The 14206-nt window shown below is 59.1% G+C and carries 14 protein-coding genes; 11 read left to right on the top strand and 3 right to left on the bottom strand.

The window, feature by feature from the left end:
* Nucleotides 1-3: 3 nt before the first annotated feature.
* The 3 genes from CBB62_04735 to CBB62_04745 form a co-directional block, all read right to left on the bottom strand.
* Entirely contained in the window at nt 4-522 is a 519-nt protein-coding gene (locus CBB62_04735) for a hypothetical protein (GenBank protein ID OUT41639.1), read from the bottom strand.
* Nucleotides 523-627: 105 nt separating this feature from the next.
* Nucleotides 628-1089 (bottom strand): hypothetical protein, encoded by a 462-nt coding sequence (locus CBB62_04740; GenBank protein ID OUT41640.1) that lies wholly within the window; start codon nt 1087-1089, stop codon nt 628-630.
* A gap of 91 nt (nt 1090-1180) precedes the next feature.
* The gene (locus CBB62_04745) at nt 1181-2614 is read right to left on the bottom strand and encodes a metalloprotease TldD (GenBank protein ID OUT42645.1); all 1434 of its coding nucleotides are present in this window, start codon (nt 2612-2614) and stop codon (nt 1181-1183) included.
* 200 nt (nt 2615-2814) lie between these two features.
* Here CBB62_04745 and CBB62_04750 point away from each other — a divergent pair, with 200 nt between their 5' ends.
* The 11 genes from CBB62_04750 (at nt 2815) to CBB62_04800 (ending at nt 14132) form a co-directional block, all read left to right on the top strand.
* Entirely contained in the window at nt 2815-4281 is a 1467-nt protein-coding gene (locus CBB62_04750) for a hypothetical protein (protein ID OUT41641.1), read from the top strand.
* A gap of 240 nt (nt 4282-4521) precedes the next feature.
* Entirely contained in the window at nt 4522-5358 is an 837-nt protein-coding gene (locus CBB62_04755; protein OUT41642.1) for a cytochrome c oxidase subunit II, read from the top strand.
* Between the two features lie 79 nt (nt 5359-5437).
* Nucleotides 5438-7060, top strand: coding sequence for a cytochrome c oxidase subunit I (locus tag CBB62_04760; GenBank protein OUT41643.1), 1623 nt, complete (start codon nt 5438-5440; stop codon nt 7058-7060).
* A 50-nt stretch (nt 7061-7110) separates the two neighbouring features.
* On the top strand, nt 7111-8097 hold the full coding sequence (locus tag CBB62_04765; GenBank protein OUT41644.1) for a protoheme IX farnesyltransferase: 987 nt from the start codon (nt 7111-7113) through the stop codon (nt 8095-8097).
* 4 nt (nt 8098-8101) lie between these two features.
* A complete protein-coding gene (locus CBB62_04770) occupies nt 8102-8401 on the top strand; it encodes a hypothetical protein (GenBank protein ID OUT41645.1) in 300 nt (99 codons plus the stop codon).
* Nucleotides 8394-9086 carry a cytochrome c oxidase assembly protein gene (locus CBB62_04775; GenBank protein ID OUT42646.1) on the top strand — a complete coding sequence of 231 codons (693 nt, stop codon included), beginning with the start codon at nt 8394-8396 and terminating at the stop codon, nt 9084-9086. Before CBB62_04770 ends, CBB62_04775 begins: the two co-directional genes overlap by 8 nt.
* 64 nt (nt 9087-9150) lie before the next feature.
* Nucleotides 9151-9963, top strand: a complete 813-nt coding sequence (locus CBB62_04780; protein ID OUT41646.1) for a cytochrome c oxidase subunit 3 — start codon at nt 9151-9153, stop codon at nt 9961-9963.
* 42 nt (nt 9964-10005) lie between these two features.
* Nucleotides 10006-10413, top strand: a complete 408-nt coding sequence (locus CBB62_04785) for a hypothetical protein (GenBank protein ID OUT41647.1) — start codon at nt 10006-10008, stop codon at nt 10411-10413.
* Nucleotides 10373-11146 carry a hypothetical protein gene (locus CBB62_04790; GenBank protein ID OUT41648.1) on the top strand — a complete coding sequence of 258 codons (774 nt, stop codon included), beginning with the start codon at nt 10373-10375 and terminating at the stop codon, nt 11144-11146. The genes CBB62_04785 and CBB62_04790 overlap by 41 nt, the downstream gene beginning before the upstream one ends.
* A gap of 33 nt (nt 11147-11179) precedes the next feature.
* The gene (locus tag CBB62_04795; protein ID OUT41649.1) at nt 11180-12679 is read left to right on the top strand and encodes a carboxypeptidase M32; all 1500 of its coding nucleotides are present in this window, start codon (nt 11180-11182) and stop codon (nt 12677-12679) included.
* A 34-nt stretch (nt 12680-12713) separates the two neighbouring features.
* The gene (locus CBB62_04800) at nt 12714-14132 is read left to right on the top strand and encodes a threonine synthase (protein OUT41650.1); all 1419 of its coding nucleotides are present in this window, start codon (nt 12714-12716) and stop codon (nt 14130-14132) included.
* The last annotated feature ends 74 nt before the right edge of the window (nt 14133-14206 follow it).

Raw genomic sequence — 14206 nt, forward strand, 5'->3', positions numbered from 1 at the left:
AGATTACAGGCGGGGCGGCTTGCGCAGATGGCCTTCGAGCAGTGCCATGGCCTCGGGCTCCCGCTTGGCTTTGCGTGCCAGTTGCTTCGGGCTCATGTCCTTGATTTCCTCACGGATTTGCGGGGCGAAGTGCTCAGCGAAGACACGGGTTGCCAGCTTGTCGAGATCGCGTCTGGCCATGGTGAACTCATATTCCCAACGCGGGTTTGCTTCCGGCAGTGGGGTAGTTCCGAACGGCACGACTGTTTCGTTGCGATAGGCATCCCGGCTGCTTTCCATCTCACCAAGCTCGCCGAACAACTCTGATGCCCGGCTCAGCAGTTCTTTCACGTCGGCATTGATGACGTGGCCTTCGCGGCGGAGAACCTTGTCTGCACGTGTGGCTATTTCCGAGGCTTCAAAGGAGGCGCCTTCATTGCCGTAACCCCGGCGAAGCTCCTGCGTACCCTTGATAACCCCGATGACCTCAAGTGTTACGTCCTCTGCATTCGGACGCAGCCACTTACCAAAACGCGCAAACATTTTTTCTCCCTCTATGATCTGTTGATGATCAGACCATAGGGGATGAGCGCGAAAGCCTGCAGGAGGAATCCCTGTCTATCGTATTACGCTGGCACCAGCGGTGTCTTACATGCCGCCCCAGTTGGACAGGGATACCTTGGGGAGAATCGGGCGGCGCGGCATTTCGACGGTCGGGATTGCGGTCATCTTGTCGATCACGGCATCGGCCTGATCAGCAAGCGCTTCGCGGAAGGCCAGAAACTCGCGCTGCCATTTGGGGTTTTTGCGATAGGCCATGGCGATCGCTTCAGCGGTACCGAAGGTTGTGCCGTTATGGATGGCGCTGTCGATCTTGCCGAGGCGGTCAAAACCGCGATGGGCCTTGGTCAGGAAGTCACGCACCTCTGCATCCATCAGCTGGTTGCCACCTTCCAGCAGCTTGCCGATATGCTTGGCCTGCCGCGCAGATTCCTCGCGCAGGCGATAGTTCTCATGCCCTTCAGGCATTTTTCTGGAACCGAGGATGATACCGGCAGCCTCGAGGACAACCTCGTTCGGGGATGGGCCGCGAAGAAATTTCATAAACATGGCGGGGAGCCTCCATAGAATATTTGCACAGCTTCAAACGGCTGCTGCGCAATCTTCTACTCCTCGGCCCAGAAAGTGGAAAACCCTTATTTTACGCTGCCGTGCCGCCGACGGTGAGGCCGTCGATCCGTAAGGATGGTTGACCAACGCCGACCGGTACCCACTGTCCGGACTTGCCGCAGTTGCCGATACCGTTGTCGAGGGCGAGGTCATTGCCGACCATGGTGACCTGACGCATGGCCTCGGGACCATTGCCGATCAGGGTGGCGCCCTTGACTGCCGGGCCGATCTTGCCGTTCTCGATCAGATAGGCCTCGGTGGCGGAAAATACGAACTTGCCCGAGGTAATGTCGACCGAACCGCCGCCGAAATTGGCGGCATAGATGCCACGATCGACCGAGGCGATCATCTCTTCCCGGGTCTTGTCACCGTTCAGCATATAGGTATTGGTCATGCGCGGCATCGGGTTGTGGGCATAGGACTGGCGACGGCCATTGCCGGTTGGCTCCACCCCCATCAGCCGGGCATTCATCCGGTCCTGCATATAGCCGACCAGCTTGCCGTCCTCGATCAGCACATTGTAGCCGGAGGGGGTGCCCTCATCATCAATGGTGATCGAGCCGCGCCGGTCGCTCATGGTGCCGTCATCGACGATGGTGACACCTTTCGATGCCACCTGATCACCGAGAGACCCGGCGAAGGTCGAGGTGCCCTTGCGGTTGAAGTCGCCCTCGAGACCGTGACCCACGGCCTCATGCAGCAGCACGCCGGGCCAGCCGGCACCGAGCACGACCGGGATCTGCCCGGCCGGGCCGGGGATCGCGGTCAGGTTGACCAACGCCATGCGCAGCGCCTCATCAACCGCGTGTTGCCAGTAGCTGTCCTCGATCAGCTGGGCATAGGTAATGCGACCGCCGCCGCCATAGCTGCCACTCTCCTGACGGTCGCCTTCACCGACGATGATAGAGACGTTGATGCGGACGAGGGGGCGGATATCGGCACGGCGCTCGCCATCACCGCGCATGATGTCGATGGCGGTCCATGAACCGGCGATGCTGGCCGAGACCTGACGGACGCGGCTGTCCTTGGCGCGGGCATAGGCGTCGATTCTGGCCAGAAGCCCGACCTTGTCCTCGAATCCGATCATCGGCAGCGGGTTTTCCGCGGTATAGAGCGAGGCTCCCGGTGCTGTCGGGCCGATGGCAAGCTGGGCATTGCGACCGGTATGAACGGTTTTGACCGTTTCGATGGCGCGGGCAATCGCCGCCTCGGACAATTCGGTTGAATGGGCATAGCCGAAGCGATCCTCGGCAACCGAGCGCACGCCGAAGCCCTGATCGGTGTCGTAGCTGGCGGATTTGATCCGGCCATCATCCCAGGTAATCGCCTCGGACTGGCTGTATTGCAGGTATAGCTCGCCGTCATCGGCCCCGTGCAGGGCATCGCCGATCATCCCCTCGATCCGTTTCTGGTCGATTCCGGCCTGACGGTAGAACAGGTCGGTGGTGATATCGAGATGGCTCATGATGCGATCCTTGTTAGGGAAATTGTCGGTTTGGCACCGCTTGGCAGTCATAGAACCAGCGGCACCGGTATCATGTCAGGTGTTGAAGTCTTTTATATAGGGTGGATAATGCTGCTGTCAGGTGCTTTCCGGCGGTTATCCCGTGTTCTGTGAGTTACCATGCTTTCTTTTTCTGAGCCGGTTGGCTAAGGCTTTACTCCATGGATACCAAAAAGCCCATTTTTCCGCAGGCGGCGAATAGCGACCGACCCAAACTGCTCGATGATCTGCCATCCCAGCTCGCGCTGCCGGATGAGCATTACGATGCCGACCGTCTGGCGGTTGAACAGGCAATGATGGAACAGGCCGCCATGGAGGACGCCGGTAATCCCGGTGCCTATACCGATGGTTATGTCGCCGAGGAGGCGACACAGGCCAGTGCCTATCCGTTCCGGGACAATGTGTTGCTTGGTGCTGCAATTGCGGCGGGGCAGCTGCGGTTTGCGCCATCGCTCAATGCGCCCTGCGCCGTCAGCCATTTCGCCACTGTCAATAATGCCGCCCCGATTGAGGCGGACCGCGAGCATCTGGGCTGGCTTTGCTACAGCGTCGGTGCGCCGCCGCCACCGCCGGATGCCACCGAGCATACGGTGGAGTTTGAAGGCTTTCTGGTGCATTGGGAGAACCGTGGCGCGATTTCCGCCTATACGGTCGTCCAGCGCAATGTGAAGGGGCAGGCCTTTGACCAGCTTGCTCTTAACGGCCTGCCGGAAGACTGGCTTGCCGGGTTGAACGGTGTGCGCCTGTTCGGGCTGCACCTGTTTTATGAGGAAGCCACTGGGCCGGAGCGCAACCGGGCGTCACTGGCGCGTCTGTTCGGACGTGACGGCTATATTGGCACCAGCGTTGCCGGTGGCAAGGGGCTGCTCTGGGCTGACTGGAGCCAGGCCGATGACGGTTTCCCACGCATTCTGCTGCGTGATGCCGGGTTGGGTGCCCGTACCGCCGGGCGTCTGGTCATGGATCTGGTCCGGTTCGAGGCTGCGCGCATGACGGCTCTTACCGAGCATGCACGGTTACAGGCTTTGGGTGCGCAGATGGCGGTCTGGGAACAGCGCCTGCAGCCGGAAAGCGGCCAGCCAAGCGTTGATGCCGAAGATGTGGCGATTGTCCGTGCCGGTCTGGTCCGGCACCACGCCGACCGGGTGGCGCTTGCTGCCTGCGATGCCTTCGAACAGGCGGCACGTACGGCACTTGTGGCGATTGACGAGCAACGGGTGCCTGGCCTGATGCCGCTCGGTGATTTTCTTGGCCACTCATTGGAAGCGGTCAATCAGGATTTGCGCCAATGGATGGTCCGGCTTGACCTGATCGAGGGCGAATTGGCCAAGGCCGACCGACATCTGGAGCGTGATGACCGGGGCAAGCTGACCGAAGCGCTGCAGGTACAAACCGCGGTTATGGCACGAACAGCACAGTCACAGCGCCAGAATCGCCGGTTGTTCCAGATGCTTGGCTTTATCGGCCTGACCACGGCATTTGCCTTTCTGGGCCAGATTATCGGCAATGGTCTGGCTGCTGCCGGTGTGGTATCCGAGCCGGGAATTGTCTCGATAACGGCAATTCCTGTTGGCCTTCTGGCCGCATACGGCATCATTTATTTCAGTGGGGCGAAAGGCCGCTCCTGACATTTCTGAATCTTTCAGATATGAAGTGCCGGTAATTTGGGGTAAGCCGTCGGCACTGTCGCCACCTGTGGCGTTTCACCCCAGTCTTATTATCGCTTTACTCATATAAAGTGGGTAAGCCTGAACGTATTAGAGATCGAACAGACCCTGTCCCCCTCGCTTTCCGGCGCATGGGGCCGGAACATCGGAAATATGGATATGTTACGGAAGTCACTCAGAAACCCGTCAAGCATCATCGCCATGATGACCGTTGCCGCAGTTGCCATCTTCATGATGATGACCGGTGATGCCAATGCCACCGGTGCTGCTGAAACCGTTGGTATTGCCCAGCCATGGCAGTTGAACCTGCAGGATGCCGCCTCACCGGTGCAGGAGCAGGTGCACAACTTCCACAACATGCTGCTGATCATTATCAGTGCGATTTCCTTTTTTGTGTTGTGTCTGCTGATCTTTGTGATCCTGCGATTCAACGAGAAGGCCAACCCTGAGCCATCGAAAACCTCACACAACACGGTGATCGAGGTAATCTGGACCGCTGTGCCGGTCATGATCCTGATCGTGATTGCTGTGCCTTCCTTCTCGCTGCTCTATTACATGGACCGCACGCCGGATGCCGAAATGACCATCAAGGCGACCGGTTTCCAGTGGTACTGGTCCTATGAATATCCCGATCAGGATGGCATAGAGCTGACCGCTATCATGCTGCAGGATGATGAACTGCAGCCCGGCCAGCCACGCCTGCTGGCAACCGACAATGATCTGGTGGTTCCGGTCGGTACCAATATCCGCCTGTTGGTGACGGCGGCTGACGTGCTCCACGCATGGGCCATGCCATCGCTGGGTGTGAAGAAGGATGCGGTACCCGGTCGTCTGAACGAGACATGGTTCCGGGTTGACAAGCCAGGCATGTATTATGGTCAGTGCTCGGAAATCTGTGGCGAGGGCCATGGCTTCATGCCGATTTCCCTGCGTGCCGTCAGCAAGGAAGAATTTGCGGACTGGACTGCCGAGCGTATTGCCGGTGTTGCCGGTACCGCGCAACCGGTGCTGGCCGATGCCACTGCCGAGCGTGACTGATTGATTGTTATTTCAAGGCTTTTGCCTTTTTGACTAAAGCGACGCTCATCGTCGCAGAGTAGATTTGAGGAATTGAGACATGGCTGCCGACCACGCTGTTGATGCCACCCACGGCCACGATGATCACCACGATCACAAACCCGGTTTCTTTACCCGTTGGTTCCTATCAACCAACCACAAGGATATCGGGACGCTCTACATTATCTTCTCGATCATCGCCGGTATCATTGGTGGTGCCTTCTCCGTCATCATGCGGATGGAGCTGCAGGAGCCGGGCTATCAGATCATGACCTGGTTCGCCGAGGGCGGTCCGGGCCATATGTGGAACGTGTTCATCACGGCCCATGGTCTGATCATGGTCTTCTTTGTGGTCATGCCCGGTCTTATCGGTGGTTTCGGTAACTGGTTCGTGCCGATCATGATCGGTGCGCCGGATATGGCCTTCCCGCGTCTCAACAACATCAGCTTCTGGCTCATCGTGCCAGCGTTCCTGCTGTTGCTCGCATCTGCCTTTGTCGGTGGTGCCGGTACCGGCTGGACGGTGTATCCGCCGCTTTCAACTGCCGGTCATGCTGGCAACCCGTCGGTGGATCTGGCCATCTTTGCACTTCACCTCGCCGGTGCCTCATCGATCCTCGGTGCTGCCAACTTCATCACCACTATTTTCAATATGCGTGCACCGGGCATGACCCTGCACAAGATGCCGCTGTTTGCCTGGGCCATGCTGATCACCGCATTCCTGCTGGTGCTGGCGGTTCCGGTTCTGGGTGGTGGTATCACCATGCTGCTGACCGATCGTAACTTCGGCACCTCGTTCTTCGCGCCCGATGGTGGCGGTGACCCATTGCTGTACCAGCATCTGTTCTGGTTCTTCGGTCACCCTGAGGTCTACATCATGATCCTGCCGGCTTTCGGCATCATCAGCCACATCGTCTCCACCTTCTCCAAAAAGCCGATCTTCGGTTATCTGGGCATGGCCTATGCGATGGTTTCCATCGGCTTCATCGGCTTTATCGTGTGGGCGCACCACATGTATACGACTGGTCTTGATGTCGACACCCGGGCCTATTTCACGGCGGCGACCCTGATCATTGCGGTACCGACCGGGGTCAAGATTTTCTCATGGATCGCTACCATGTGGGGCGGCTCCATGCGCTTTGATACGCCGATGCTGTTTGCCCTCGGCTTCATCTTCCTGTTCACCATCGGTGGCGTGACCGGGGTGGTTCTGGCCAATGCCGGTATCGATACCGTACTGCACGATACCTATTATGTTGTGGCCCACTTCCACTACGTTCTGTCGCTGGGTGCCGTCTTCGCGCTGTTTGCCGGTTTCTATTACTGGATCGGCAAAATGTCGGGTCGCCAGTATCCCGAATGGATGGGCAAGCTGCACTTCTGGGCCACCTTCATCGGTGTGAACCTTTTGTTCTTCCCGCAGCACTTCCTCGGCCTTGCCGGTATGCCACGCCGTATTCCGGATTATCCGGATGCCTATGCGGGCTGGAACGCAATTTCATCCTATGGTGCCTATCTCTCATTTGGTGCGACCATCTTCTTCGTCTTCGTCGTGTTCTACACGCTGCTGGCGGGTCGCAAGGTTGGCGCCAATTACTGGGGCGAAGGGGCCAAGACCCTTGAGTGGTCACTCAGCTCACCACCACCATTCCACCAGTTTGAAATCCAGCCTCGGGTCCGTTAAGGCCCCGAGCTGGTCTCGATACCGGTACCGATTGGAATATTAGAACGGCTATGACTGACCTCAGTCTGCAACAAACCGGCAGTTATCAGGCGGCATCCGACCCGAACAAGGGTATGCCGCCTGTAGCATCACTGCATGACTTCATCACCGTGCTGAAGCCACGGGTGATGTCGCTTGTGGTGTTCACCGGTTTCGCCGGTCTGCTGGCCGCACCGGGGTCGATCCATCCGTTTCTGGGCGCGGTTGCGGTGCTGTGCATCGCCATTGCCGCCGGTGCCGCCGGTGCCATTAACATGTGGTACGACCGCGATATTGATGCGGTCATGTCTCGCACAGCCAAGCGCCCGATCCCGCAGGGCCGGATCGATGCTGATACCGTGCTCGCCTATGGGCTGATCCTGACTGTGTTCTCGGTCATGATCATGGGGTTGGCGGTCAACTGGATGGCGGCATCGCTGCTCGCCGGTGCCTCGGCCTTCTACATCCTGATCTATACCGTCTGGCTCAAACGCCGGACGCCGCAAAATATTGTCATCGGTGGTGCTGCCGGTGCCTTCCCGCCGATGATCGGCTGGGCTGCCGTTACCGGCGATGTCTCTCTGACCTCGCTGGCGCTGTTCTGCATCATCTTCTTCTGGACGCCGCCACATTTCTGGGCACTCGCCCTGTTCAAGCGCGATGACTATGCCAGCGTGAATATCCCCATGCTGCCAGTGGTTGCCGGAGAGGCGGAAACCAAGCGTCAGATGGTGCTCTATACCGCTTTATTGCTGCCGATCTCGCTGGCGCCTGTCTTCCTCGGCCATGTTGGGCTGGTCTATGGTGCCGCAACCACGGTTCTGGGCTTGATGTTCCTCGGTCATGCACTGCGGGTCTGGCGGGTTGATGGGCAGGCGACCGGCTATCGCGCGGCCAAGAAAATGTTCCTGTTTTCGATCATGCACCTGTTCCTGATCTTTGCCGCCCTGATCCTCGACCGCGTTGTTGCCGCGCTCGGTTACGGGCTGATGCTGCCACCAAATATGCTGATCGGGTGATGGCATGAGCGAGAGCGATAAAAACACCACCAACAATCAGACCAATGATTACCCGTCCACGGCGGAAACCCTTGGTCAGACCAAGGCCGACCGCCCGTTTGATGGAGACTGGGTTGCTGGCCGGCGCAAGCGCAACTGGGCCATCCTTGCCCTGCTGGTTGTGGTCTGCGCCATGTTCTATTTCATCACCATCATCCGCATGGATGAGGGAGCGAAGCGCCGTGAGATGGAGCGCGCTGTCGAGGCCGCAGCCCTGATCAATCAGGAAACCGCGAAAGCCGTGGGGGAGCAGCATGATGACTGAGCAGCACACCCCGACCCCTGATAGCCAGGAGCCTCAGCCACAGCCGTTTGACCGGGATGGACTGGCGGCCAAAAACCGCCGGGTCATGGCGATTTGCCTGACCTGTGTTGCGGTGATGGTCAGTGTCTCCTTTGCCGCTGTGCCGCTTTACAACCTGTTCTGCAGTGTCACCGGCTTTGGTGGTACGACGCAGGTTTCCGATGCGGTTCTGGATGAGGATGCCGCCACCGGGCGGACCATCAAGGTCAGGTTCAATGCCGATACCGATCCGCATCTGCCCTGGAATTTTAAGCCGGAGCAGACCGAGATCAAGGTCGAAATCGGTCGCTCGGCAATGGCTTACTACTCGGCAGAGAACCGCACGGCACGGTCGGTAACCGGTATGGCGGTCTATAACGTCACCCCGCTCAAGGCGGGCAAGTATTTCCACAAGGTTCAGTGCTTCTGTTTCAACAAGCAGACGCTCGCTGCCGGTGAGAATGTCGACATGCCGGTACTGTTCTTTGTCGATCCGTCGATCCTTGAGGATCGCAAGATGAACGACGTGGAGACAATCACCCTGTCCTATACCTTTTTCGAGGCAGATGACGAGGATGACTTGCAGGACAAGGTTGACGGGTTCTATGAAGTTAGCAAAGCCAAGGGCGCCATGGTTGGCGAACATGTCGGCGGTGCAGCCGAATAAGGTTTTTTGATTTTTAACGTTGGGCCGGTACAACCGGACAAAGGTACAAGTAGGGAACAAGCAAATGGCTGATCCGGTATATGAAATCGTCGAGAATGGTCCCGGCCATCCATACCACATCGTCAACCCGAGCATCTGGCCACTGTTGAGCTCGTTCGCCGCCGGTCTGATGGCGGTTGGCGCGGTTATCTATATGCACACCGGCAGCTTTCCGCTGCTGATCCTCGGCTTCCTCTGCGTGCTTGGCTGCATGTTCGGCTGGTGGCGTGATGTCATCAAGGAAGCGGTGGTCGAGAAGGCCCATACCGTGATCGTCAAGATCGGCATGCGCTATGGCATGCTGCTGTTCATTGCCTCCGAGGTGATGTTCTTCGTCGCGTTCTTCTGGTCCTATTTCAATGCCAGCCTGTTCCCGACCGAGGCGGTTGGCGGTGTCTGGCCGCCAAACGGCATCCAAACGGTTGATCCGTTCGATCTGCCGCTGATGCTGACCCTGATCCTGCTGCTGTCCGGCTGCACGGTTACCTGGGCGCACCATGCGATCATGGAAGGCAACGTCAAGGACATGAAAACCGGTCTGGCACTGACGGTTCTGCTCGGTGCCATCTTCACCGGCTTTCAGATGTATGAGTACAGCCACGTTCATTTCGGCTTCACCGATGGCGTGTTTGCCTCCAACTTCTTCATGGCGACCGGTTTCCACGGCTTCCACGTCATGGTCGGTACCATCTTCCTCGCGGTCTGCCTGTGGCGCGCCAACAAGGGCCATTTCACTGCCGACAGCCATTTCGGTTTCGAGGCAGCGGCCTGGTATTGGCACTTCGTTGACGTGGTCTGGCTGTTCCTCTTCGTCTCAATCTACTGGTGGGGCGCATAAGGTCCGCGCCTTTACCGGACTGCCCGAAAGTACGTGAAGCACATGACTACCGAACCTGTCTGGTGGGTCGCCGGTCTCAAATGCCGGTGCCCACAATGCGGTGAAGGCAAGATCTTCGACGGTTTCCTGAAGGTTCGGGAGGTCTGTGACGTTTGCGGTTTTGAACTCGGCAAGCATGACAGCGGGGATGGACCGGCATTTTTCGTGCTGTTTATCCTCTGCGCTGTCATTACCCCGATCGCGCTGATCGCCAATGCCTATATAACAATTCCGCTTTGGGTGAACGCTTTGCTCTGGGGCTGCGTTATACTTGGTGCAACCTTTGCCATGTTGCGCCCGGCCTTTGGTCTGATGATCGGTGTCCAGTACCGCTCACGGGCAACCGGCAGCGACTGGCAGCTACCGACCCATGAAGAATCCGCAAGCGATGATGACCAGCGTACCGTCTGACAAGACCACCCCTGCCAGATTTCGGCCCGGCTGGCCGGTTTCCATTCTGACCCTGCTGGCCCTGACTGTGTTGATCGGCCTTGGCACATGGCAGGTGCAGCGCCTCGCCTGGAAGAACAACCTGATCGAAACCATTCAGGCGCGCAGCAGTGCCGATCCGATCGCTATGCCCGAGCATCCGGAAGCGCCCGAGTTCAATCACCGGGCGGTTGCGCTGACCGGCTACTGGTTGGCGGCGACGGAACAGTTCGTACCGGCCAAGACCCATAATCGCGAGCTCGGCGAATGGCTGCTGCAGGTACTTGCCCTTGATGACGGGCGGATGGTGCTGGTCAATCGCGGCTGGGTGCCGCTGTGCTGGCGCGAGGCGACTTGCCGCGCTGATGAGCCAGCCTCTACCGTCACGATAGACGGCATTCTGCGCAATGATTTCGAGCAGGGGCCGATGGTGCCGGATAACGAGCCGGACGAGGCGCGCTGGTACTGGATCGACATTCCGGCGATTGCAACCGCGCTGGATATCGGCACGCTCGAACCCGCCGTGGTTTTTGCCCGTCTGGGTGGGCCCGATGGCGCACCACCCGTGCCGCAGATACCAGCCCTCAACTTACGTAACCAGCATTTGCAATATGCCCTGACCTGGTACAGCCTCGCACTGGTGCTGCTCGGCGTTTTCGGTGCCTATGGTCTCAGCCGGGGCCGCCGTGAGACGGGCGATACTGCTTCTGACTAGTTTCCTTCCTCTGCTTTTCAGGTAATCACCTCCATGACCGACACCGCCTATCTCGCGCTTGAAGACCAGTTTGCCCGTATTGCCGATGTGGAGCAGGCGCTGGGTTTGCTCGGCTGGGACCGGGCGGTGATGATGCCTACCGGCTCGTCAACCGATCGCGGTAATCAGGCGGCCACCCTTGGCGGTATTGCCCATGGCATGATTACCGATCCGAAGGTTGGCGACTGGCTGGCCGAGGCGGATGCTGCCAAAACCGGCTTGAGCCCACAGCAGCGCGCCAATCTGCACGAGATGCAGCGCCTCCATGCCCATGCGACTGCCGTACCGCAGGCGCTGGTCGAGGCCCATAGCCGGGCCTGTACCCGCTCGGAAATGCTCTGGCGGGAAGCGCGCCAGCAAGCGAATTTCGAGATGCTGCGTCCGGCGCTGGAAGAGGTACTGAACCTGACGATCCAGCAGGCCGAGGCAAAGGCGGCAGCCCTTGGCTGTTCTGCCTATGAGGCCATGCTCGATACCTATGATCCGGGTTTGAAACCGGCGGTTATCGACGCGCTGTTCGATGATCTGACCGGTTTTCTGCCCGGTTTTCTGGCTGAGGTACAGGAGCATCAGGCGCGTCAGGACGTGCCGGCCCGCCCAACCGGGCCATATCCGGTGGCAGCACAGGAGGCGCTGGGGCGCAAGCTGATGGCAGCAGCCGGGTTTGATTTCAACCGTGGTCGTCTCGATGTCTCGACCCACCCGTTCTGTGGCGGGGCCGGGCCGCATGATATCCGCATCACCACCCGCTATAACGAGGCCGATTTCACCAGTGCCCTGATGGGCGTGATGCACGAGACCGGCCACGCCCTCTATGAGGCTGGTTTGCCGGATGATCTGATCCGTCAGCCGGTCGGCAATGCCCGTGGCATGACCATGCATGAAAGCCAGTCGCTGCTCATGGAAATGCAGGCCTGCCGCAGTGAGGGTTTCATGCAGTTTCTGGCACCACTGGTACGTGAGAGCTTCGGTGGCGATGCCGGTAACTGGTCAGCTGAGACGTTGCACTACCATTACACACGGGTCGCGCCGGGCTTTATCCGCGTTGATGCCGATGAGGTGACCTATCCGGCCCATGTGATCCTGCGCTATCGGCTTGAGCGTGCCATGATCGCCGGTGATCTGGCGATTGCCGACCTGCCCGGTGCATGGGCAGAGGGCATGCAGGAACTGCTCGGCATCACCCCGCCGAATGACGGGGTTGGTTGTCTGCAGGATATTCACTGGCCTGACGGGGCTTTCGGCTACTTCCCGACCTATACCCTCGGTGCGCTGACCGCGGCCCAGCTGTTTGCCGCGATCCGCCGCGATCTGCCGGGTCTGGACGATGATCTGGCGCGCGGTGAATTCGGCAATCTGCTGGCATGGCTGCGCAAGCATGTGCATGGTCGCGGCAGTGAAACCGACACCATGACCATCATTGCCGATGCCACAGGCTCGACCTTGAGCACGGAAGCCTTTAAAACCCACCTCAGAACCCGCTATCTCTCATAGCAGGCAAGAACGACAACAAGGCTGGGACCATCCCGTGCAGTACATCTCCACCCGTGGCAGTGCGCCATCGCTCAATTTTACCGAAGCCCTGCTGACCGGTCTCGCCAGTGATGGCGGGCTGTATGTCCCGGCAGTCTGGCCTGCCTTTGACAAGTCGGAGTTGCGGGCGCTGGCCAATGCCTCCTATGCCGAAATTGCCGCTGCCGTGCTCGCCCGTTTTGTCGGCGATACGATCAGCGAGGCCGACCTGCAGAAGGATATTACCGACGCCTATGCCCGGTTCCGGCATCAGGCGGTGGTGCCGCTGGTCCAGATGGATGACAGCGACTGGATGCTGGAGCTGTTCCACGGGCCGACGCTGGCGTTCAAGGATGTGGCGCTGCAACTGCTCGGACACTTTTTCGATCGGGTGCTTGAGGCTGAAAACCGCCGGGTGACGGTGGTCGGGGCGACTTCCGGCGATACCGGCTCCGCCGCTATCGAGGCCTGCCGTGACCTGTCCCGCGTCGATACCTTCATCCTGTTCCCGGAAGGCCGGGTGTCAGAGGTCCAGCGCCGCCAGATGACCACGGTGCCCGGTGCCCATATCCACGCGATTGCGGTGCGCGGTACGTTCGATGACTGTCAGGATCTGGTGAAGTCGATGTTTGCCGACACCGGCTTCCGGGATCAGGTCGGCTTGTCGGCGGTGAACTCGATCAACTGGGCACGGATCATCGCCCAGACCGTCTATTACGTCAGCACCGCACTGCGGCTTGGCGCGCCCGACCGGTCGGTTGCGTTCTGTGTGCCAACCGGCAATTTCGGCAATATCTATGCGGGCTATGTCGCCCGCCAGCTTGGCCTGCCGATCGAGAAACTGGTGATCGGCACCAACCGCAACGATATTCTGACCCGTTATTTCGAGAATGGCGAAATGCGTCTGGCCGGGGTTGAGCCAAGCCTCTCCCCATCCATGGACATTCAGGTTTCCAGCAATTTTGAGCGGCTGCTGTTCGAGATGATGGGCCGTGACGGTACTGCGGTTGCCAAGGTCATGGGCGATTTCCGGGCCACTGGGTCATATTCCACCGATCATAACCAGATGGCCGCTATAACCGGGCTGTTCCATGCCTATCGCAGCAGTGACGAGGCGACGCTGGAAATGATCCGCGATACCTATGGCAAAACCGGCCATGTGGTCGATCCGCATACGGCGGCAGCATTGTCGGCGGCGGCACAGTTCCGGGACGCCATGCCCGATCTCGACATGCCGCTGGTCTCGCTCGCCTGTGCCCATCCGGCGAAGTTCCCCGATGCGGTGGAGCAGGCAATCGGCGTCCGGCCAGACCTGCCGCCCTATATGGCCGATCTCTATGAGCGCGAGGAGCGCATGACGGTACTCGACAATGATCTCAAAATAATCGAGGCTCATATTGCGGCCCGCAGCCGGGCGGCACTGGCCAAGGCCTGATAACAAGAACAACTGGACTATTTCTGCTGGGATTTACCGTCGTTGACCGCCACCACATCAAAGCCTGTTACTGA

It is taken from the genome of Micavibrio sp. TMED2 (genome assembly GCA_002168225.1).
Lineage (GTDB): Bacteria > Pseudomonadota > Alphaproteobacteria > TMED2 > TMED2 > TMED2.